General features: G+C 63.1%; 16 protein-coding genes and 1 other RNA gene. 7 read left to right on the top strand and 10 right to left on the bottom strand.

Annotated elements, in window-relative coordinates:
• Window positions 1–25 precede the first annotated feature (25 nt).
• Both FXN65_RS23910 and ssrA read right to left on the bottom strand, forming a co-directional pair.
• Window positions 26–1,834, bottom strand: coding sequence for a site-specific integrase (locus FXN65_RS23910; protein ID WP_151137055.1), 1,809 nt, complete (start codon window positions 1,832–1,834; stop codon window positions 26–28).
• A gap of 113 nt (window positions 1,835–1,947) precedes the next feature.
• Window positions 1,948–2,299: a transfer-messenger RNA gene (ssrA, locus tag FXN65_RS23905) on the bottom strand.
• A 141-nt stretch (window positions 2,300–2,440) separates the two neighbouring features.
• Here ssrA and FXN65_RS23900 point away from each other — a divergent pair.
• Window positions 2,441–5,359: a hybrid sensor histidine kinase/response regulator gene (locus FXN65_RS23900; protein WP_151138933.1), complete on the top strand. Its 2,919-nt coding sequence runs from the start codon at window positions 2,441–2,443 to the stop codon at window positions 5,357–5,359.
• A 38-nt stretch (window positions 5,360–5,397) separates the two neighbouring features.
• Here FXN65_RS23900 and FXN65_RS23895 read toward each other — a convergent pair whose 3' ends face one another.
• The 5 genes from FXN65_RS23895 to FXN65_RS23875 form a co-directional block, all read right to left on the bottom strand.
• The gene (locus FXN65_RS23895) at window positions 5,398–5,643 is read right to left on the bottom strand and encodes a hypothetical protein (RefSeq protein WP_151137053.1); all 246 of its coding nucleotides are present in this window, start codon (window positions 5,641–5,643) and stop codon (window positions 5,398–5,400) included.
• A 126-nt stretch (window positions 5,644–5,769) separates the two neighbouring features.
• Window positions 5,770–6,048, bottom strand: coding sequence for a hypothetical protein (locus FXN65_RS23890; protein ID WP_151137051.1), 279 nt, complete (start codon window positions 6,046–6,048; stop codon window positions 5,770–5,772).
• Between the two features lie 218 nt (window positions 6,049–6,266).
• On the bottom strand, window positions 6,267–9,080 hold the full coding sequence (locus tag FXN65_RS23885) for an FAD-binding and (Fe-S)-binding domain-containing protein (RefSeq protein ID WP_151137049.1): 2,814 nt from the start codon (window positions 9,078–9,080) through the stop codon (window positions 6,267–6,269).
• 58 nt (window positions 9,081–9,138) lie between these two features.
• On the bottom strand, window positions 9,139–10,284 hold the full coding sequence (lldD, locus tag FXN65_RS23880; RefSeq protein ID WP_151137047.1) for an FMN-dependent L-lactate dehydrogenase LldD: 1,146 nt from the start codon (window positions 10,282–10,284) through the stop codon (window positions 9,139–9,141).
• A gap of 75 nt (window positions 10,285–10,359) precedes the next feature.
• Window positions 10,360–12,045: a lactate permease LctP family transporter gene (locus tag FXN65_RS23875; protein WP_151137045.1), complete on the bottom strand. Its 1,686-nt coding sequence runs from the start codon at window positions 12,043–12,045 to the stop codon at window positions 10,360–10,362.
• Between the two features lie 324 nt (window positions 12,046–12,369).
• Here FXN65_RS23875 and FXN65_RS23870 point away from each other — a divergent pair, with 324 nt between their 5' ends.
• The gene (locus tag FXN65_RS23870; RefSeq protein ID WP_151138931.1) at window positions 12,370–13,137 is read left to right on the top strand and encodes an FCD domain-containing protein; all 768 of its coding nucleotides are present in this window, start codon (window positions 12,370–12,372) and stop codon (window positions 13,135–13,137) included.
• A 100-nt stretch (window positions 13,138–13,237) separates the two neighbouring features.
• On the opposite strand, the gene smpB is transcribed toward FXN65_RS23870, so the two are convergent.
• Window positions 13,238–13,717 (bottom strand): SsrA-binding protein SmpB, encoded by a 480-nt coding sequence (gene smpB, locus FXN65_RS23865; RefSeq protein WP_028629989.1) that lies wholly within the window; start codon window positions 13,715–13,717, stop codon window positions 13,238–13,240.
• Between the two features lie 154 nt (window positions 13,718–13,871).
• On the opposite strand from smpB, the gene FXN65_RS23860 reads away from it, so the two are divergent.
• Together FXN65_RS23860 and FXN65_RS23855 are read left to right on the top strand one after the other, a co-directional pair.
• Entirely contained in the window at window positions 13,872–14,306 is a 435-nt protein-coding gene (locus tag FXN65_RS23860; RefSeq protein WP_151137043.1) for a type II toxin-antitoxin system RatA family toxin, read from the top strand.
• Window positions 14,299–14,613: an RnfH family protein gene (locus FXN65_RS23855; RefSeq protein ID WP_151137041.1), complete on the top strand. Its 315-nt coding sequence runs from the start codon at window positions 14,299–14,301 to the stop codon at window positions 14,611–14,613. The genes FXN65_RS23860 and FXN65_RS23855 overlap by 8 nt, the downstream gene beginning before the upstream one ends.
• A 59-nt stretch (window positions 14,614–14,672) precedes the next feature.
• Here the strand turns inward: FXN65_RS23855 and FXN65_RS23850 are convergent, their stop codons facing one another.
• Window positions 14,673–15,206, bottom strand: a complete 534-nt coding sequence (locus tag FXN65_RS23850) for an outer membrane protein assembly factor BamE (RefSeq protein WP_151137039.1) — start codon at window positions 15,204–15,206, stop codon at window positions 14,673–14,675.
• 99 nt (window positions 15,207–15,305) lie between these two features.
• On the opposite strand from FXN65_RS23850, the gene fur reads away from it, so the two are divergent.
• Window positions 15,306–15,710 carry a ferric iron uptake transcriptional regulator gene (fur, locus tag FXN65_RS23845; protein ID WP_120654496.1) on the top strand — a complete coding sequence of 135 codons (405 nt, stop codon included), beginning with the start codon at window positions 15,306–15,308 and terminating at the stop codon, window positions 15,708–15,710.
• 56 nt (window positions 15,711–15,766) lie between these two features.
• Here fur and recN read toward each other — a convergent pair whose 3' ends face one another.
• Window positions 15,767–17,440 carry a DNA repair protein RecN gene (gene recN / locus FXN65_RS23840; protein ID WP_151137037.1) on the bottom strand — a complete coding sequence of 558 codons (1,674 nt, stop codon included), beginning with the start codon at window positions 17,438–17,440 and terminating at the stop codon, window positions 15,767–15,769.
• A 155-nt stretch (window positions 17,441–17,595) separates the two neighbouring features.
• Here recN and grpE point away from each other — a divergent pair, with 155 nt between their 5' ends.
• Window positions 17,596–18,165, top strand: a complete 570-nt coding sequence (grpE, locus tag FXN65_RS23835) for a nucleotide exchange factor GrpE (protein ID WP_151137035.1) — start codon at window positions 17,596–17,598, stop codon at window positions 18,163–18,165.
• Between the two features lie 100 nt (window positions 18,166–18,265).
• Complete coding sequence (gene dnaK, locus FXN65_RS23830) at window positions 18,266–20,179, top strand: molecular chaperone DnaK (RefSeq protein WP_151137033.1); 1,914 nt, start codon at window positions 18,266–18,268, stop codon at window positions 20,177–20,179.
• Window positions 20,180–20,208: the final 29 nt, after the last annotated feature.

The raw sequence follows: 20,208 nt of genomic DNA, 5'->3' as shown, positions 1-20,208 counted from the left end.
GCAATGTAGTGCCCTGAGCTATTGTCTAAACGGTCCTTGCGTGCCTGTGGCGGTGACTCTGAATGCTCTTGGTTAGCACATCTCCAAACCGCTCAACGAAGTCCCCTTGATAGCCAGTGAGTCGTTGTATGGCTGTCGGGATTGGCAGAAGCATAAGGGCGGCCAGCATTTGCTCAACTGTGGCCCCTTCATCATAGTGCCTTCCCGCCATATCTTCCGGAGTGTGGCCCACAATTGATTGAATAATGGTTTTATCCAACGGCTCGCCGTTGCGCTTCGCATGACCCAGTTTAGTAATCAGGGTGTGTCGGAATGAGTAGATGCTCTTTCCGTCGTTTGGTTTATGAACACCAATGGTGACGAGATACCCTCTGGGTTCCTCATTGAAGAACTTACCGGCACTCTTGGCCCAGCCTTCCTTGTTGTGCTTGGTTTCGTTGTCTCGTGGGGACAGGTAGGTTAGCCCGTCGCCAAACAGTTTTTTCTGTCTTGCTTGTCGCTGGCTGTCCACATAATCAAGAAACCCCAGTTCGACCAGTCGAGGATGAATAGGTACTTGCCGAGCTTCGCCGGTCTTGATTCGCTTTGCCTCAGGTGCATCAACAGCATCAGCACAGAAATCGAAGCAGGGATGTCCGTCTACGACCCGAATGTCAGCGGTATCGAGTTGCGCTATTTCGTTCGTTCGAGCACCGGTGAAATAGCCTACCAAGGGAAGCCAGAACCAAAACGGATATGCCTTGGTTCGCCCATCCGCGATTGGCCCCTTGTATATGTAGCCGGAGAAGATTGCCTCTATGTCATCGTCCTCAAAGGCAACACCATCACGGCTTCGCTTGTTCTTCCTTTCCTCGACAGGCTTGATGATCACGTCATCTGGTCTGAATGTGGTCAAATCCAGGTAGCGAGCATGTGCTTGGATTTGCTTCATGAAAGCTATGAGGGCGCGAACACGCTCATGACCGGTCAGTTCCTCCGGGTCATTGGTCAGGATTTCACCCAATTGCGTCGGCGGGTCAATTGATGCCTCGGCGTTGGCCTTCGTCATTCGGGCGTTGTCGTAGGCTGCTTGCCAGTTTTTCTTGGTTAGTTGGCATACGGGTTTGTGCTGCGTCAGGACGGTCATAACCCGGGCGAGGCGTTCCCTTTCCGCAAGAGTACCGCCGTGGTTTGCCTGTCCACCTTTTGACGAGGTGTCAGCTCTGTCGCGTTCCAGTTGGTGTTCCCATACCTGATAGAGCGTCCAGTCGGCCATTGCTGGGTCGTAGCTCGGACCTGCTTGGGGCGTTTCTACAGCGCCAGCGCCGTCACGGACCGGACGAAGGCTCCTAAGTACCAACTCATCCCGCAGCTTCGGCAATACGGCCCGTAGCTCGGTTGGTTGATAGGGCCGGGAGAGCTCCAGCAGTTGCTCTGCCAACGCCTCGTGTTCGCTTGGGATCGGCCTGCCATGGGCGCCAGTCAGCAGCCGTGCCACTTCTTGGCGACGTTGACGAGCCTCGATTTCCTCGTTCGAGAGGATGGGCTCAGTAGGTTGGCTGTCATCTTTGGGGCTAGAGAAGTCTGGGAACAGCTCCATCATCTCTAGGTAGTCGGCCTCGGTAAGGCCTAGCTCGTCGCGCTTTGCCACGCTCATTACCTTGTCACAGGCTGCTTCAAAACGAGCAGCATACTGGCGGGCTCGTTTTCGGGCCAAGCGTTGGCTGTCGGTTTTCAGGGTGCGCCTGATTTCTCGTTGCCCATTGAAGAGGGGGCGCAATGGACGAGGAATGACCGCGCGGAAGTAATACGTGCCGTGACGATTGATGGTCAGGTAAGAGGGGGATGGTTTCATGCTGGGCACCGGATGATGCCCCACACAAATGTAACACCTCAGTGTCACACCGGCCTGAGGCGGCCGGTGGACTGAGCACAGAAGCCCGAAATCAGGCCGCTGTGTAAGGATGGTGGTGGAGCCGGGGGGATTTGAACCCCCGTCCGCCAGTTCTCCGCTTTCGGGACTACATGCTTAGCCAAGTCTACTGAGTTAGCTCATCGCGGCCCGACTGGCAGGGTGCTTTGAGCGAGCTGTATAAGTTTTAGCCGTTACGTCTACAGCGAACTTGGCGGCGATCCTGTTCTATCTGACAGTCGTTTCGGGTTTACAGGCATCCCCTAGCGACTGCTGGCGCATTAAGCAGCCAGAGCGTAGTTGTCGTCGTTGGCAACTAATAGTTTGCAGCAGCTAATTTACGAGGTCTGCTACCAGCTCGGCATGCCCCTAGAGTTTTGTTACCGGCGTCGAATCCTAATCGGCCCCAATACTGCAAGGGTGTACAACGGAGCTGATTCTACGGCATAAGGCGGGGCAGCGTCGACCTCGCTTTTGACCTAATGTCATGGGTGCTTGCTATATGATTGCAGGCTATCGTCAGGAAGACCTTTGAGCCGAGACGTCGCCATGCCGCGTTCTGCCCGAACTCCCCTCCGCCAGTGGATCTGGCGTGCCTTCGTACAGAGTGCCCTGATCCCGCTGATTCTGGTCGAATCGGTGCTGATCACGGCTTATCTGCTGACCAACAGCGCAATCCGCGATGCCCAGGTGGACTACCTGCAGCAGAGCGCGCTGGAGGACCTGAGCAGCGCGGTGCTGCGCGAGGGCAAGGTGATCGATATGCGCCTGCAGGGCATCGAGGTGCCCACGCGGCTGTTCCGCGATGCCGTGGGCCGGTCGCTGCATGATCGCAATTTCAGGCCGGATGACCTGGAGCGGCAGCGCCATGTGCTGAGTTCCGACGGCGTCTTCTACACCCGCACCGACGACGGCCGCGCCGCTTCCTTCTATGCCAGCAGCACGCCGGTGGAGAAGCAGGACCACGAGAAGGCGCTGCGCCTGTCCCAGGTGGACCCGCTGATGCGTTCGATCCGCGAGGCCAACCCGCTGGTGGCGGCGGTCTACTTCAACAGTTGGGACAGCTACAACCGCATCTATCCCTTCTTCATGACGCCCGAGCAGTATCCCCATGACATGGTGATACCCAACTACAACTTCTATTACCTCGCCGACGCCAAGCACAACCCGCAGCGCAAGACGGTCTGGACCGACGTCTACCTGGACCCGGCCGGCCTCGGCTGGATGATGTCGGCGATCACCCCGGTCTACCGCGGCGATTTCCTCGAGGGGGTCGTGGGGCTGGATATCACCGTGGGGCAGATGCTCGGCGAAATCGGCAGCCTGAAGGTGCCCTGGCAGGGGTACGCGATGCTGGTGAGCCGCGATCACAGCATCATGGCGCTGCCGGAGGCGGGGGAGCGCGACTTCGGCCTGCGCGAGCTGACCCGATTCTCCTATGACGAGGCGGTGCGCCGCGAGGTGCTCAAGCCCGAGGACTTCAATCTGGCCCGCCACCGCGAGATGCAGCCGCTGCTGGAGGCCATGGCCGCCGGCAAGGGCAATGTGCAGGAAGTGGAGCTGGGCGGGCGCAAGCAGCTGGTGGCCTGGGCCGAGATTCCGCAGACCGGCTGGCGCCTGATGATGGTGGTGGACGAAGCCAACATCTTCAAGGAAACCAACCGCCTTGCCGAGCGCTACCAGCAGATCGGTTATCTGCTGATCGCCGGGCTCGGCTTCTTCTACGCTCTGTTCTTCGCCTGGATGTGGTCGCGTTCGCGGCGTCTCAGTGGCGAGCTGGCCACACCGATGGCAGCGATCATGGGAATGATGAAGCGCATCGGCCAGGGTGACTTCCGCCCGCCGGCGCCGAGTAGCCGAATCGCTGAACTGCAGGCGCTGGCCGAGGCTGTTCAGCTTAGCGGCGCGCAATTGCAGGCCAGCGAGGAGGAGCGGCTGGAGGCCAGGCGCAACCTCGACCTGGTACTGGAAAGCACCACGGAAAGTCTCTGGGAAGTGGATGCCATTTCCCTGTCGATGAAGATGAGCGGGCGCTTCGTCAAACGCTTCGGGCTGCGCAGCGACAACATCACCTTCACCGAATTCAACGAGCGTGTGCACCCCGATGATGTGGAGCGGGTACGTCGCCTGCGGATGCTGTTCTCGGTCAGCGAACAGGACAACTTCGATGCCGAGTACCGTTTTGCCGATGTCGAAGGGCGTTATTCCTGGCTGCTCAGCCGCGGCAAGGTGCTGGAGCGCGACTCCGATGGCCGCGCCCTGCGGGTGGCCGGTACCCATGTGGATATCACCCGCCTCAAGCAGGTGGAGGAAGAGTTGCGCGTTGCCAGCCGTGAGGCCCAGGCGGCGAGCCAGGCCAAGAGCCGCTTCCTGTCCAGCATGAGTCACGAGCTGCGCACCCCGCTCAATGCCATCAACGGCTTCGCCCAGCTCATCGCCCTGGAGGCGGAAGGCCAGGAAGATCGCAAGGTGGAAGGCGACTACGCGCAGGAGATCGTCAACGCCAGCCGTCACCTCACCTCGCTGGTGGACGACATCCTCGATCTGTCGAGCATCGAGAACCGTCGGCAGAAGCTGCAGCTCAAGCCTGTGGATATCGGACCTCTGCTGGCCAGTTGCGGCGAGCTGATCCAGCCCGAGCTCCAGGCGCGCCACCTGCAGTTGCAATTGATGCCGCCCCCGGTGCCATCGCTGCATGTGATGGCCGATGCCCGCCGCCTGCGCCAGGTGATGCTCAACCTGCTCTCCAATGCTGTGAAGTACAACAGCCCGCAGGGCATGGTGAGCATGGGGTACGAGGTTCGCCCGGCAGCCGTGCGCCTCTGGGTGGCCGACAGTGGGCCGGGCCTCAGCCAGGAGCAGCAGGCCATGTTGTTCCAGCCTTTCCAGCGCCTTGGCCGGGAGAATTCGACGATTCCGGGCACTGGTATCGGCCTGGTGCTGTGCCGCGAACTGGCGGAGTTGATGGGCGGCGAAATGGGCTTCAGCAGCGCGCCGGATATCGGCAGCCGTTTCTGGATCGACCTGCCCAGCGTCGCTGCATCGGATGATTTCGAGCCCCCGGCGCCTGCCAGGCCCGAGGAGGAAGAGCGGCCGGTACAGCCGAAGGTGCTCTGCGTGGAAGACCATCCGGCCTGCCTCAAGGTGCTGCAGGAAGGGCTGCGGGACATGGCCGAGGTGCGTGGCGCCGGGTCGGTGGGCAAGGCGCTGGCGCTGCTGGCGGATATCACCCCGTCCCTGTTGCTGCTGGACCTGGACCTGCCCGACGGCGATGGCCTGGACGTGCTCGACTTCGTTCGTTCCAGCCCGCGCCTGGCGATGACGCCGGTGCTTGTGGTGAGCGCGGCGGTGGATGAAAAACTCCTGGCCGAAGCGCGCCGCCGCGGCGCCGATGCCTGCCTGAGCAAGCCGGTAGACCTGAAGCAGGTGCGCCGGATGGCGCTTTCGTTGCTGGGTCAGGAGGCCTGAGGGACAGGATCCAGCTCGCGCTGGATCCTGGGTCTTTGCTATTCGCTGGCCTGCAACAGGTTCAGCGCTTCAGCCAGCACTTTCTCTGACTCGGCATGATCGCCGGATTTATGCAGCTCTTCGCCTTCGGCGCGGAGCTTTTTCACCTGTTCGAGCACGGCGGGGTCGGCGGGGGGATCTGTCTTCAGTATCTGGTCGATCTTCGCCATGTCCGCTGGGCAGTGTGACGCGAGAACGGGGGCACTGAGCAGGGCGGCGGCAAGCAGTACGGCGATACGGCGCATGTCGGACCTCCTTTTCGGGTTAACCGCTGAGCAGTATAGGAAAGCTCCGGGCGGGTGCCGGGACCAACCGAGGTACTGCTGCAAACCCTCGGGGCGCACGGCGCGCCCTACCCGCTATGCAGGCCGTCAGCTGGACTCGCCGGCGCCGCCTTCGGTGCCAGGCTGTTGCAGGCGTTGCAGTGCCAGGGTGGTGGCGTTGACGCAGGCTTCGGTGTCACCCAACTGCTGGGCCCGTTCGGCCTTCATGCGCAGTTCCTGGACTTGCTGGCGCAGCGGTTCGCCAATGGCGGTATTGGTCGCGATGGCGTCGTTGAGTTTCTGCAGGTTGACGCTGCACAGGTCGGTCGCGGCGAACGCGGGCGAGGTGAGCAGGGCAGCGGTCATCAACAGGGCTGTGCGTTTCATGGGAAGTCTCCTCTCGGTTTCCTCGGCGCTGGGGCCTGTGTGTTCGAGACGGATAAGCCATGGGCGTACGCCGGGCTTATGGGGTGGACTGCCCTGGTTCGGGTGGGTTCAGGTTTTTTGTCCCGGTGGTTGGAGGGCAAGCAATGGCTTGGTTGTGGGAGCGAATTCATTCGCGAATGAATTCGCTCCCACGAATCGAGGCTACACGCCTGCCTTGTTCACGGCCCAAGGCGGGGGCGGGTGACGCGATCCACCAGATAGACCAGCCCGTGGTAGTCGATACCGCCGTGCTGGGACAGGCCGATCTCGCAGGTACGGCTGGTGGAAACGCCTTCGTCGCAAATCTGCACGGCATCCTTCAGCGAGCGTAGGGAGTGAGCGTTCAGTTCCGGGGTGGTGAAGCCCTTGTCGCCGGCGAAGCCACAGCAGTGGATGCCTTCCGGCACCACCACTTCCCGGGTGCAGCGCTTGACGATGTCGATGAGTCCCTGCGCTTCGCCCAGATGCTGGGTGCTGCAGGTGACGTGGACGGCCACGGGCTTGTCCTGCGGGGTGAACTCCAGCCGATCCAGCAGGTGGCTGCGGATGAAACGCACCGGGTCGAACAGTTGCAGCCGCGAATCCAGGCCGTCCTGGACCAGGCGCAGGGTGCAGGGGCTGGTGTCGCAATAGACGGGGTCGAGGCCGCCACGGCTGGCGGCGAGCAGGGCGTTCACCAGTTCGCGACGCTTGGTTTCCGCCTGCTCCGGGTAGCCCTTGGAAGCAAAGGGCTGGCCGCAGCAGAGGCTGTCGAGGTTTTCCGGGAACACCACCTGGTAGCCGGCCTTTTCCAGCAGCATGCGGGTCTTGTCGATCAGTGGTACCTGCTCGTGGTCGCCGGCGGATGGCCCCATGGCGCGGGATACGCAGGCAGCCAGGTAGACCACGCGAGGCCGGTTGTCGGCGGTCGGCGGGATGAAGTGGATGGGCGCTGCGGCTCGGGGCAGGGCGGGTGACCATTGCGGCAGGCGATTGCCGGACAGCTGGCGCAGGACGCCGGAGGTCTTCGCCAGCAACGGCGCGCCCAGTCCCCGGCGCGCGCCATCGGCGACCCGCAGGGTCAGGCGCGTGCCCTTCAGGGCAAGGGCGAAGTGTCTGGCCAGCCAGTCGGCGCTGCCGGCGTGGTGGGCGTCGTTCGCGCGCAACTTGCGCACCAGGTCGCCGGTGTTGATGCCCACTGGACAGCGCTGGGCGCAGAGGCCGGTGGCGGCGCAGGTGTCGATGCCCTGGTACTGATAGGCCTGTTCCAGCTCGGCGGTGTCGATGCCGGCGCGCCGTTTGGCCTGGATGTCGCGCCAGATGACGATGCGCTGGCGGGGACTGAGGGTCAGCCCCTTGGAGGGACACACCGGTTCGCAGAAGCCGCACTCGATGCATTTGTCGACGATTTCGTCGGCGGCCGGCAGCGGCTTGAGGTTCTTCAGGTGGATGTCGCGGTCCTCGCTGAAGATCACATCCGGGTTGAGGATGCCGCGCGGGTCCAGCAGGCGCTTGATCTGCCACATGAGCTGGTAGGCGTCGCTGCCCCATTCCAGTTCGACGAAGGGGGCCATGTTGCGCCCGGTGCCGTGCTCGGCCTTGAGCGAGCCGCCGAACTCCACCGCCACCAGTTGCGCCACGTCCTGCATGAAGGCTTCGTAGCGTGCCACCTGTTCGGGCTGCTCGAAGCCCTGGGTGAAGACGAAGTGCAGGTTGCCCTCCAGGGCGTGGCCGAAAATGATCGCCTCGTCGTAGCCGTGCTTGTCGAACAGCGCGAGCAGGCGATTGACTCCCTCGGCCAGCTGCTCGATGGGGAAGGTGACGTCTTCGATGATCACCGTGGTGCCGGTCTGGCGCACGGCGCCGACGGCAGGGAAGGTGTCCTTGCGGATTTTCCACAGCAGGTTGTAGACGACCGGGTCTTCGCTGAAGTCGACCTTCTGCTCCAGCGGGAAGTGGGCGATGGACGCCATGATCTGCGCGAGTTGCTCGTGCAGCAGGCTCTGGCTGGCCGCGCGGGATTCGATCAGCAGGGCGCAGGCGCCGGCCGTTAGACCCTTCACCCATTCAGGCATGCCGGGCTTGGTTTCCACCGAGCGCAGGCTGCGACGGTCCAGCAGCTCCACCGCCGACACCGGCTGGCTCTTGAGCAGGGTGACGGCCTTGCAGCAGCTTTCCACGTCGGGGAAGACGATCAGCGCGCTGGCCTTGTACGGGTGGTCGGGCACGGTGTCGTAGGTCACCGCACTGATGAAGCCCAGGGTGCCTTCGGAACCCACCAGCAGGTGGCTGAGGATGTCCAGTGGGTCGTCGAAGTCCACCAGGGCGTTCAGTGACAGGCCGGTGGTGTTCTTCAGCCGGTACTTGTGGCGGATCTTCGAGGCCAGCGCGATATCGGCGCGGGTCTGCCGGCCCAGTTCGGCCAGCTCGGCCAGCAGTGGGCCGTGGCTCTGGCGGAAGGCAGCGACGCTGGCGGCGTCCTCGGTGTCCAGCAGGGTGCCGTCGGCTAGCACCAGGCGCAGGCCGGCGAGGGTGTGGTAGCTGTTCTGCGCGGTGCCGCAGCACATGCCGCTGGCATTGTTGGCGACGATGCCGCCGATCTTGCAGGCGTTGATGGACGCCGGGTCGGGGCCGATCTTGCGGCCGAAGGGGGCGAGCCAGGCGTTGGCCTGGGCACCGATGACGCCGGGTTGCAGGCGAATCTGTTCGCCGCCCTGGCGGATGTCGCGACCGTTCCAGTTATCACCCAGGACGAGCAATACGGAGTCGCTGATGGCCTGGCCGGAAAGGCTGGTGCCGGCCGCACGGAAGGTCACCGGGACCAGTTCGGCGTGGGCGGCTTTGAGCAGGGTGATGACTTCGGCCTCGCTCTCGACGCGGATAACCAGCTTGGGAATCAGCCGGTAGAAGCTGGCGTCGGTGCCGAAGGCCAGGGTGGATAGCGGATCGTCGAAGCGCCGCTCGCGGGGAATGAGGCGCTCGACGGTGTTGAGGAAAGGAATCGGCAGGCTCATGCGGTGTCCCGTCTATTTGTCGCGGGCCGCGGACGGCCCGCCGGAGTTGGGTGGCCGGTCAGCGGCCGAGTTCGCGTACCAGCGAATCGGCGCTGATTTCGCCGATGGATTTGGCGCCGGTCAACACCATGGCCACGCGCATTTCCTTTTCGATCAGGTCCAGCAGATTGCTTACGCCGGCACCGCCTGCTGCGGCCAGAGCGTAGACGAAGGCGCGGCCGAGCATCACGGTGTCGGCGCCCAAGGCGAGCATGCGCACAACGTCCAGGCCGGTGCGGATGCCGGAGTCGGCGAGGATCTTCAGGTCACCCTTCACCGCATCGGCGATGGCCGGCAGGGCGCGGGCGCTGGAGAGTACGCCATCGAGTTGGCGGCCGCCGTGGTTGGAGACGACGATGCCATCGGCGCCGAACTTCACCGCGTCCTTGGCATCTTCCGGGTCGAGGATGCCCTTGATCACCATCGGGCCCTCCCAGAAGTCGCGGATCCACTCCAGGTCCTTCCAGGAAATCGACGGGTCGAAGTTGGCGCCGAGCCAGCCGATGTAGTCCGCCAGGCCCGTGGGGTTGCCACGGTAGGTGGAGATGTTGCCGAGGTCATGGGGTTTGCCCAGCAGGCCCACATCCCAGGCCCAGCACGGGTGGGTCATGGCTTGCAGCATGCGGCGCAGCGGTGCGTTGGGGCCGCTCATGCCGGAGTGGGCGTCGCGATAGCGGGCGCCGGGTACTGGCATGTCGACGGTGAAGACAAGGGTGGTCACGCCGGCGGCCTTGGCCCGTTCCAGGGCGTTTTTCATGAAGCCGCGGTCCTTCAGCACGTAAAGCTGGAACCACATGGGGCGGTTGATGGCCGGCGCCACTTCTTCGATCGGGCAGACCGAAACGGTGGACAGGGTGAAGGGGACGCCCTTGGCCGCTGCCGCCTTGGCCGCCTGCACTTCGCCGCGGCGGGCGTACATGCCGGTCAGGCCCACCGGGGCCAGTGCCACCGGCATGGACAGGGTCTCACCGAACAAGCTGGTTTCCAGGCTCAGATCGGACATGTTCCGCAGCACGCGCTGGCGCAAGGCGATGCTGGCCAGGTCTTCGACATTGCGGCGCAGGGTGTACTCGGCGTAGGCGCCGCCGTCGATGTAGTGGAACAGGAAGGGCGGGAGCTTGCGCTGGGCGGCGGCGCGGTAGTCGGTGGAGGCGGAGATGATCATGAATTCGATCCGATTCAGGGCTTCAGGGCAGTGAACAGGAACCGGGCTGCATCTGCATGCAGCCCGGAAGCGCCATTAATGAACGAGCAGGCCGGTGAACACGTAGGCCTGGGCCAGGGTGATCAGGCCGACCATGGCGGCGAACATCAGGCTGTGTTTCAGGGTGAAGCGGAACAGGTCGGATTCCTTGCCGACCATGCCGGTGGCGGCGCAGGCCACGGCGATGGATTGCGGCGAGATCATCTTGCCGGTCACGCCACCGCTGGTGTTGGCCGCGACCAGCAGGGTGTCGTTGACGCCGATCTGGTGCGCGGTGGTGGCCTGCAGGGAGCCGAACAGGGCGTTGGAGGAGGTGTCCGAACCTGTCAGGAACACGCCCAGCCAGCCGAGGAACGGCGAGAAGAACGGGAAGGCCGCACCGGTACCGGCCAGGACCAGCGCCAGGGTGGTGGACATGCCGGAGAAGTTGGTGACGAAGGCGAAGGCCAGCACCATGCCGATGGACAGAATCGGCCACTTCAGCTCGACGAAAGTTTCCTTCAAAGTGGTCAGACCATTTTTGAGATCGATCTTCAGGACGATCATGGAGATCAGTGCGGAGAAGAAGATCGCGGTGCCGGTGGCCGAAATCGGGTCCAGCTTGTAGACGGCCGGAAGCGCGGTGGCGGTGGCAACGATGGGGGCGCCTTTCATCACCAACTGGTCCAGGTGGGGGATGGCGAACAGGAAGACGAACTGCTCCATCGCGCCGCCCGGGGCGAACATGGCCTTGAAGGGCTTCAGGGTCCAGATGGTCACCAGTACGGTCAGGATCAGGAAGGGCGACCAGGCCTTGAGGATCTCACCGAAGCTGTAGGGCGACGGGGTGGTGCTGCGCGGGCCGCCGAAACCGCCCATCACTGCCGCACCGCCGGAGACGCCGACCACTTCGCGGTCTTCGGCGCGCGTGGGCTGCCAGACCTTCAGGAACAGGGTCAGGGAAATCAGGCTCACCAGGGCGGAGGTGATGTCGGGCAGTTCCGGGCCGATGAAGTTGGAGGTGAAGTACTGGGTGACGGCGAAGCTGGCGCCTGCCACCAGGGCTGCCGGCCAGGTTTCCTTGATGCCGCGCCAGCCATCCATCATGGCCACCAGCCAGAACGGCACGATGATCGACAGCAGCGGCAGCTGGCGGCCAGTCATGGCGCCGATCTTGAAGGCGTCGATCCCGGTCACCTGGCCGGCGACTATGATCGGGATGCCCAGGGCGCCGAAGGCCACCGGCGCGGTATTGGCGATCAGGCACAGGCCGGCCGCATAGAGCGGATTGAAGCCCAGGCCCACCAGCAGGGCGGCGGTGATGGCCACCGGGGCGCCGAAGCCGGCGGCGCCTTCGAGGAAGGCCCCGAAGGAGAAGCCGATCAGCAGGACCTGCAGGCGCTGGTCATCGGTGATGGACAGCACGGAGCTGCGGATCACCTCGAACTGGCCGCTCTTGACCGTGAGTTTGTAGAGGAATACCGCCGCGACGATGATCCAGGCGATGGGCCAGAGACCGTAGGCGAAGCCGTATCCGGCCGCGGCGAAGGCCATGTCCACCGGCATCTGGAAGGCGAGGATCGCCACCGCCAGTGACAGTGCCAGAGTGATGGTGCCGGCGATGTAGCCCTTCATGCGGAACACCGCCAGGGCCAGGAAGAAGAACACGATCGGGATGAGCGCGACGAGCGCCGACAGCCAGAGGCTGCCAAGGGGGGTATAGAGCTGCTGCCAGGTTTGCATCGTGGGGTGGCTCCCTAATTGTTTTTGGAGTGCCTGTTAGCCGGATCGGGCGTAGACCGTTGCGCTCGTGGCACAGCGGCAGGCGAAGACCGAGTCGGCGCTGCATGTCGGCTAAATTGGTAATACCAATTTACAATCTCGACGGCTCAGAGTAAAAGCCGGACTATCCTTGTGTCAATTTGCCGCGTTGCGACTTTGGTAGGGCGGGGGATGGAATCCGTGCTTCTTGTGCAGGGAGAGCCGGCTGGTTAGGCTGCCGCGTCACGCGCCGCAGGCGCCGTGTTTGAAGGCCGCGCGGTGTGGCGTGAAAGGGTGGGTAGAGCAATGGGATTCGGTCAGGTACGTCAGCGCCGTTTGTCGGACGATATCGTCAGTCACCTGGAGGCAATGATCCTCGAGGGCACCTTGAAGGCGGGTGAACGGCTGCCCGCCGAGCGCGTTCTTGCCGAGCAGTTCGGCGTCTCGCGCCCCTCGCTACGTGAGGCGATCCAGAAGCTGGCGGCCAAGGGGCTGCTGGTCAGTCGCCAGGGCGGTGGCAACTATGTGGCGGCCGAATTGGGTGCCACATTCAGCGATCCCCTGCTGCAATTGCTGGAAAGCAATCCCGATGCCCAGCGCGACCTTCTGGAATTTCGCCATACGCTGGAAGGCTCCTGTGCCTTCTACGCGGCGCAACGCGCAACCCCCGTGGACCACGAGCGCCTGACCGAAGCCTACGAGAACCTGCAGGCGTGCTATGCGCCGGACAGCAAGGCGAACCGGGCGGAGGAGGGCGCGGCGGATGCGCGCTTCCACCTGGCGATTGCCGAGGCCAGCCACAATGCGGTGCTGCTGCACACCATTCGCGGCCTGTTCGATCTGCTCAAGCACAATGTGGTGACCAACATTGGCGGGATGTATCTGCAGCGCGGAGAAACCCGCGAGATGCTGGCCAGACAGCACCGTGCCCTTTACGAGGCGATCATCGAGCGGCGTGCGGAGGAGGCTCGGGAGATTTCCCATCAGCACATCCAGTACGTCCAGGAAGTGCTGGAAGAAGGTCAGCTGGAGGCCCAGCGGTTGGCGCGGGCGCAGCGGCGGCAAGGTCTCTGAAGCGACCGTTCGCCGGGGGGGAGCAGGGCTCGTGTCCATGCGGCTGTGGCGACTGCAAACAAAAACGCCGGGCAATGCCCGGCGTTTCTCTGAGCAGGGCTTATTCCTTGCCCTTGGTGCGCATGGCCCGTGCAATTTCGCGGTCGGAATCGCGCTCCTTTTCCGTGGCGCGCTTGTCGAACTCCTTCTTGCCCTTGGCCAGGGCGATCTCACACTTGATCAGGTGCTTCTTCCAGTAGATGGACAGTGCCACACAGGCATAGCCCTTCTGCTGAACCGCTCCGAACAGCTTGCCCAGCTCGCGCTTGTGCAGGAGCAGTTTGCGGGTGCGCACCGGGTCCGCAATCACGTGGGTGCTCGCGGTCTTCAGTGGAGTGATGTGGCTGCCGAGCAGCCAGGCCTCGCCGTCCTTGAGTAGCACGTAGCTGTCTACCAGCTGTGCTTTTCCGGCGCGCAGACTCTTCACTTCCCAGCCGGCGAGAGCCAGCCCGGCTTCGAATTTCTGTTCGATGGAATAGTCGTGCAGCGCCTTCTTGTTGAGGGCGATGGTGCCTTCCGGATGTTTCTTTTGCTTAGCCATAGGCGGCGCATTATAGGGAGTCGCAGACGGCGCGGCTACGGCGGCGTAGGCTTGAGCGATATTGGCGAATCTCCGACAATGCGGCACTTTTTTGTCCAGTCCGGCTCGGCAGCATTTCTGCGCGAGGCAGTCCGGATACTTGTTCGAGGCCAAGATGACCACGCATATCCAGCGCTCCGCCCTATTGCCATTTCCTGCGCAGGCGCTCTACGACCTGGTCAACGATGTTGCGCGCTACCCGGAGTTCCTGCCCTGGTGTTCGTCCGCCAAGGTGATGGAAGAGAGCGAGAGCCATATGCTCGCCAGTCTCGAGGTCGCCAAGGGCAGCCTCAGCCAGCGATTCGTTACCCGCAACCGGCTGGAGAAGGGCAGGACCATCGAGATGAACCTGGAAGAAGGTCCTTTCAGCCAGTTGCACGGCGTTTGGCATTTCAAGGCGCTGGGCGACAAGGCCTGCAAGATCAGTCTGGACCTGCGCTTCGATTACGCAGGCCCCATCGTCAAGGCTACCCTTGGGCCGCTGTTCAACCAGGCTGCCAACACAATGGTCGATGCTTTCTGCCAGCGGGCGAAGGAGCTCTATGGCTGAGGAGATGATTCGGGTCGAAGTGGTGTACGCCCTGGCGGGTCGCCAGCAGTTGCTGCGCCTGAGTGTCCCCAGGGGCATCAGCGCCCGTGATGCGGCTCTGCGTTGCGGGATGGAAGCGTATTTCCCCGGGCTGGATCTCGCCAGTTGCCCGCTAGGGATCTTCGGCAAGTCTCTGCCCAAGCCGGAAGAGCGATTGCTGGAGGAGGGGGATCGGGTGGAAATCTACCGGCCGCTGATTGCTGATCCGAAGGAAGTGCGCAAACAGCGTGCGGCGAAGGCTGCGCAGGCGCGCGCCGGCGAAAGTTGAACCCGAAGATCGCCCAATAAAAAGCCCGGGACCAGCCCGGGCTTTTTTGTTGCCGCATGTTATTGCGGCGAGGTTTCCAGCGGTTCCGGAATCGGTACCGGTACCGGTTCAGCACTGTCCACTTCCTTCTGAATCTTCTCCAGCAGGGAGCCCGGCGCTGCCGGTTCTTCAGCCTTGGGCTGCTCTTTCGGCTGCTCCGGCTTGGCTTCGGTGGTCGTGGTGGTGCTTTCGCCGCCGAGAATCGCCTCGTCACGGCTCACGCCGGGCATGAAGTCGCCGGCCAGGCCGATCAGTTGGTCATTGCTGTCGAACATCAGGCTGACACGTTCCTGGAGGCGTTGGCCGCCACCGGGCTGGATGCTGTAGAGGTAGTCCCAGCGATTGGCGTGGAAGGTGTCAGTGATCAGCGGGTTGCCCATGATAAACCGCACTTGACGTCGGGTCATTCCAGGCTTCAACTGGTCTATCATGTCCTGCGTTACGACGTTGCCCTGCTGGATGTCGATCTTGTAGACACCGGGAAACGAACAACCGGCGAGTGCGAGCAAGCCTGCGAAGGAGAGGCTGGTCAGCAGGAGCTTGGTGTTTTGCATCGGTGGGAGACTTCCACTATCTTGGCTGGGCATCAAAAGTCCCGATCATACCTGCATTAAGGGAAGCTGCGAAAGCTGCATTCCCCGAGAAAACCGACCATGGTTGAAAACAACGAACTGCGTAAAGCCGGCCTGAAGGTCACCTTGCCTCGGGTCAAGATCCTCCAGATGCTCGACTCCACCGAGCAACGCCACATGAGCGCGGAGGATGTTTACAAGGCCCTGATGGAAGCCGGCGAAGATGTCGGTCTGGCCACCGTCTACCGGGTCCTGACCCAGTTCGAGGCGGCGGGTCTGGTGGTGCGCCACAACTTCGATGGCGGCCACGCTGTGTTCGAGCTGGCCGATAGCGGCCACCACGATCACATGGTGTGCGTCGATTCCGGCGAAGTGATCGAGTTCTTCGATCCGGAAATCGAGAAGCGCCAGAAGGAAATCGTCAAGGAGCGCGGTTACGAGCTGGTTGACCACAATCTGGTGCTCTATATCCGCAAGAAGAAGTAAGCGCTTCGCGCAAAAGAAAAGGCGGCCTGAGGGTCGCCTTTTTCGTTTGGAGTGGGTCAGCCCTGGGCGCTGGTCACCATCTTCCTGGCGTGGGCCAGGGATTCTTCGGTGAGGTCGACGCCGCCCAGCATGCGTGCGATTTCCTCGATGCGCGGTGCTTCCTGCAGCTTGGCCACGGCGGTGCGGGTTTCCTGCGTGCCGCGTTCCTTGTGCACGAAGAGATGATGATGGCCCTGCGCGGCCACCTGGGGCAGGTGGGTGACGGTGAGTACCTGGCCACGCTGGCCGAGGCGGCGCAGCAACTGGCCGACCACTTCGGCGGTGGGGCCGCCGATACCCACGTCCACTTCGTCGAACACCAGCGTGGGGACGCGCGAGGTCTGCGCGGTGATCACCTGGATGGCCAGGCTGATGCGGGACAGCTCGCCGCCCGACGCGACCTTGGCCAGTGCCTTGAGCGGCTGGCCCGGGTTGGCGCTGACCAGGAACTCGACCTGTTCCAGGCCTTGCTGCTGCGGTTCGTCCATCTGGCTGGCGTGCAGCTGGATGCTGAATCGCCCACCGGGCATGCCCAGTCGCTGCATTTCGGTTTCCACCGAACCGGCCAGGCGGTCGGACGCTTCGCCGCGCAGCCGGCTCAGCTCGGCAGCCTTTTCCTGGTAGTGACGCTCATAGGCGGATAATTCTTCGGTCAGGCGCTCGACCGCTTCGTCGTCAGCGTTGAGGGCTTCCAGTTCATCCAGCAGGCGCTGCTGCAGCTCCGCCAGCTTGTTTGGCTGCACCCGGTGCTTGCGCGCCAGGGTGTAGATGCTGTCGAGACGTTCTTCGAGTGCCTGCTGGCGTTCGGGATCGGCGTCGAAGTGGTCGAGGAAGCGGTTCAGTTCGCCCATGGCTTCTTCGACCTGGATCTGTGCGCTGGACAGCAGGTTGACCGCTTCGGCCAGGGCGCCGGGCTGTGTATGGAAGGCGGTCAGGCGGTTGAGGCTGGCGGTCAGGGCGCTGAGCACATTGCCGGCATCGCTTTCGCTGCAGAAATCGATCACCTGGCGGCAGGCGGCCAGCAGGCTTTCGGCGTTGGCCAGGTTCTTGTGTTCCTGTTCAAGCTGCTCCAGTTCGTTCTCGCCAAGGGCGAGGTTTTCCAATTCGTCCAGCTGGTAGCTGAGCAACTGGTGGCGGGCGCGCTGCTCGTCGCCGGCGCGGGAGAGGCGTTCCAGCTCCTGGCGGGTCTGCCGCCAGCGCTGTGCGGCAAGCTGCACCTGGCGGGCAAGGTCGCTGGCGCCGGCGAACTCGTCCAGCAGGCGGCGATGGGTATCGGCCTTGAGCAGGGATTGGTGTTCGTGCTGGCTGTGGATATCGATCAGCAGCTCGCCCAGGGCCTTGAGGTCGCCCTGGGGGCAGGGGCTGCCATTTATATAGGCGCGCGACCGGCCTTCGGCGGTGATGACGCGGCGCAGGATGCAGGGGCCGTCGTTGTCCAGGTCGCGTTCGGCCAGCCATGCGCATGCTTCGGGAATGTCGCTGATGTCGAAGCTGGCGAGGATGTCGGCCTTGTCGGCGCCGGGGCGCACCACGCCGCTGTCGGCGCGATCGCCCAGGGTGAGGCCGAGGGCGTCGAGCATGATCGACTTGCCGGCTCCGGTTTCGCCGGTGATCACGGACATGCCGCCTTCGAGCTCCAGGTCCAGGTGCTCGACGATGGCGTAGTTGTGGATCGACAGGTGTACCAGCATGGTGCGACTCCCGCGCTGAGATGGCTGGGTATTTATACAGTGTTTGTTTTCTGGCTGACAATCGTCCCGCCCCCTTGAAGCGACAAATTGCGACCCCATATAGGCGGACATATCAGCGGGTCTTTGCCCGCAGCTGTCTTTATGAGGAGGAAGGCATGGCCGACGAACAGACCCTGGAAAACCAGACCCCCGAAGCGAATTCCGCTGCCGACACCGCATCCGGCGAAGATCTCGCCGCTCGCGTACAGGTGCTGGAGGAGCAGCTGGCCGCGGCCCAGGATCAGTCGCTGCGTGTCGCCGCCGAGCTGCAGAACGTCCGCCGTCGTGCCGAGCAGGATGTGGAGAAGGCGCACAAGTTCGCCCTGGAAAAATTCGCCAACGACCTGCTGCCGGTCGTCGACAGCCTGGAGCGTGGCCTGGAGCTGTCCAGTGCCACCGACGAGGCCATCAAGCCGGTGCGCGAGGGTATGGAGCTGACCCTCAAGCTGTTCCACGACACCCTCAAGCGTTACCAGTTGGAAGCTGTTGATCCGCACGGTGCGCCCTTCAATCCCGAGCACCACCAGGCCATGGCCATGGAAGAAAGCACCCATGTCGAGCCGGGCAGCGTGCTGAAGGTGTTCCAGAAGGGCTACCTGCTCAATGGTCGTCTGCTGCGCCCCGCCATGGTGGTGGTCAGCAAGGCGCCGAGTGCCACTCCGCCGTCGATTGACGAGCAGGCTTGAAATTCGGCCTCGGGCCCCCATCTGTTAGTTCAAGCGTTTATGTGCTGCCGCGGCCCGTGAAGCGAGGCCGCGGAGAATTCAAAGTTTCGGGAGAGAGAATATGGGCAAAATCATTGGTATCGACCTGGGGACCACCAACTCTTGCGTGGCCATCCTGGAGAACGGCAACGTCAAGGTGATCGAGAACGCCGAGGGCGCTCGCACCACGCCGTCCATCATCGCCTACACCAACGACGGTGAGACCCTGGTGGGCCAGTCCGCCAAGCGCCAGGCGGTCACCAACCCGCAGAACACCCTGTACGCCGTGAAGCGCCTGATCGGTCGCCGCTTCGAAGAAGACGTCGTGCAGAAAGACATCAAGATGGTTCCCTACAAGATCGCCAAGGCCGACAACGGTGACGCCTGGGTGGAAGTGAAGGGCCAGAAGATGGCGCCGCCGCAGATTTCCGCGGAAGTGCTGAAGAAGATGAAGAAGACCGCCGAAGACTACCTCGGCGAGCCGGTGACCGAAGCGGTGATCACCGTTCCGGCCTACTTCAACGACAGCCAGCGCCAGGCTACCAAGGACGCCGGCCGCATCGCCGGTCTGGACGTCAAGCGCATCATCAACGAGCCGACCGCGGCTGCGCTGGCCTACGGCATGGACAAGGCCAAGGGCGACCACACCGTCATCGTCTATGACCTGGGCGGCGGCACCTTCGACGTGTCGGTCATCGAGATCGCCGAAGTCGATGGCGAGCACCAGTTCGAAGTGCTGGCCACCAACGGTGACACCTTCCTGGGTGGTGAAGACTTCGACCTGCGCCTGATCGACTACCTCGTCGACGAGTTCAAGAAAGAATCCGGCATGGACCTCAAGGGCGACCCGCTGGCCATGCAGCGCCTGAAGGAAGCCGCCGAGAAGGCCAAGATCGAGCTGTCCTCCGCTCAGCAGACCGACGTCAACCTGCCGTACATCACTGCAGACCAGACCGGTCCGAAGCACCTGAACGTGAAGATTTCCCGCGCCAAGCTGGAAGCTCTGGTGGAAGACCTGGTCGCACGTACCATCGAGCCTTGCCGCATCGCCCTGAAGGACGCCGGCCTGGACGTGTCCGACATCCAGGAGGTGATCCTGGTCGGTGGTCAGACCCGTATGCCGCTGGTGCAGAAGCAAGTCGCTGACTTCTTCGGCAAGGAGCCGCGCAAGGATGTGAACCCGGACGAAGCCGTCGCTATCGGTGCTGCCATCCAGGGCGCCGTTCTTGCCGGTGACGTGAAGGACGTTCTGCTGCTCGACGTTTCCCCGCTGACCCTCGGCATCGAAACCCTGGGTGGCGTGATGACTGCGCTGATCGAGAAGAACACCACCATCCCGACCAAGAAGTCGCAGGTGTTCTCCACCGCCGATGACAACCAGTCCGCCGTGACCATTCACGTGCTGCAGGGCGAGCGCAAGCAGGCCGCCCAGAACAAGTCCCTGGGCAAGTTCGACCTGGCTGAGATTCCGCCGGCTCCGCGTGGCGTACCGCAGATCGAAGTGACCTTCGACATCGACGCCAACGGCATCCTGCACGTGTCCGCCAAGGACAAGGCCACCGGCAAGCAGCAGTCCATCGTGATCAAGGCCAACTCCGGCCTGTCCGAGGAAGAGATCCAGCAGATGGTTCGTGATGCCGAGGCCAACGCCGAGGAGGACCGCAAGTTCGAAGAGCTGGCGGCTGCCCGCAACCAGGGTGACGCGCTGGTTCACGCGACTCGCAAGATGATCACCGAGGCTGGCGACAAGGCCACCGCCGAGGAGAAGGCTGCCATCGAGAAAGTGCTGGGCGAGCTGGAAGTAGCCGTGAAGGGCGACGACAAGGCCGAGATCGAAGCCAAGATGAACGCCCTGTCCCAGGCTTCCGCTCCGCTGGCGCAGAAGATGTACGCCGATCAGGCTCAGGCTGGTGAGCAGCCGCAGGCCTCCAATGCGGACAAGGCTGGCGACGATGCGGTCGACGCCGAGTTCGAAGAGGTCAAGGAAAACAAGTAAGTGTCACGCTTGCTTCCGTCCCGGCGTGC

This window comes from Pseudomonas lalkuanensis, assembly GCF_008807375.1.
Taxonomy (GTDB): domain Bacteria; phylum Pseudomonadota; class Gammaproteobacteria; order Pseudomonadales; family Pseudomonadaceae; genus Metapseudomonas; species Metapseudomonas lalkuanensis.
Note: the sequence above shows the minus strand (reverse complement) of the source record. Positions and strands in the feature narration are given on the sequence as shown.

Excerpts from the sequence above, each read along its gene's own strand:
- FXN65_RS23910 (WP_151137055.1), bottom strand. The coding sequence starts at position 1,834 with ATGAAACCATCCCCCTCTTACCTGACCATCAATCGTCACGGCACGTAT.
- FXN65_RS23900 (WP_151138933.1), top strand. The coding sequence starts at position 2,441 with ATGCCGCGTTCTGCCCGAACTCCCCTCCGCCAGTGGATCTGGCGTGCC.
- FXN65_RS23895 (WP_151137053.1), bottom strand. The coding sequence starts at position 5,643 with ATGCGCCGTATCGCCGTACTGCTTGCCGCCGCCCTGCTCAGTGCCCCC.
- FXN65_RS23890 (WP_151137051.1), bottom strand. The coding sequence starts at position 6,048 with ATGAAACGCACAGCCCTGTTGATGACCGCTGCCCTGCTCACCTCGCCC.
- FXN65_RS23885 (WP_151137049.1), bottom strand. The coding sequence starts at position 9,080 with ATGAGCCTGCCGATTCCTTTCCTCAACACCGTCGAGCGCCTCATTCCC.
- lldD (WP_151137047.1), bottom strand. The coding sequence starts at position 10,284 with ATGATCATCTCCGCCTCCACCGACTACCGCGCCGCCGCCCAGCGCAAG.
- FXN65_RS23875 (WP_151137045.1), bottom strand. The coding sequence starts at position 12,045 with ATGCAAACCTGGCAGCAGCTCTATACCCCCCTTGGCAGCCTCTGGCTG.
- FXN65_RS23870 (WP_151138931.1), top strand. The coding sequence starts at position 12,370 with ATGGGATTCGGTCAGGTACGTCAGCGCCGTTTGTCGGACGATATCGTC.
- smpB (WP_028629989.1), bottom strand. The coding sequence starts at position 13,717 with ATGGCTAAGCAAAAGAAACATCCGGAAGGCACCATCGCCCTCAACAAG.
- FXN65_RS23860 (WP_151137043.1), top strand. The coding sequence starts at position 13,872 with ATGACCACGCATATCCAGCGCTCCGCCCTATTGCCATTTCCTGCGCAG.
- FXN65_RS23855 (WP_151137041.1), top strand. The coding sequence starts at position 14,299 with ATGGCTGAGGAGATGATTCGGGTCGAAGTGGTGTACGCCCTGGCGGGT.
- FXN65_RS23850 (WP_151137039.1), bottom strand. The coding sequence starts at position 15,206 with ATGCAAAACACCAAGCTCCTGCTGACCAGCCTCTCCTTCGCAGGCTTG.
- fur (WP_120654496.1), top strand. The coding sequence starts at position 15,306 with ATGGTTGAAAACAACGAACTGCGTAAAGCCGGCCTGAAGGTCACCTTG.
- recN (WP_151137037.1), bottom strand. The coding sequence starts at position 17,440 with ATGCTGGTACACCTGTCGATCCACAACTACGCCATCGTCGAGCACCTG.
- grpE (WP_151137035.1), top strand. The coding sequence starts at position 17,596 with ATGGCCGACGAACAGACCCTGGAAAACCAGACCCCCGAAGCGAATTCC.
- dnaK (WP_151137033.1), top strand. The coding sequence starts at position 18,266 with ATGGGCAAAATCATTGGTATCGACCTGGGGACCACCAACTCTTGCGTG.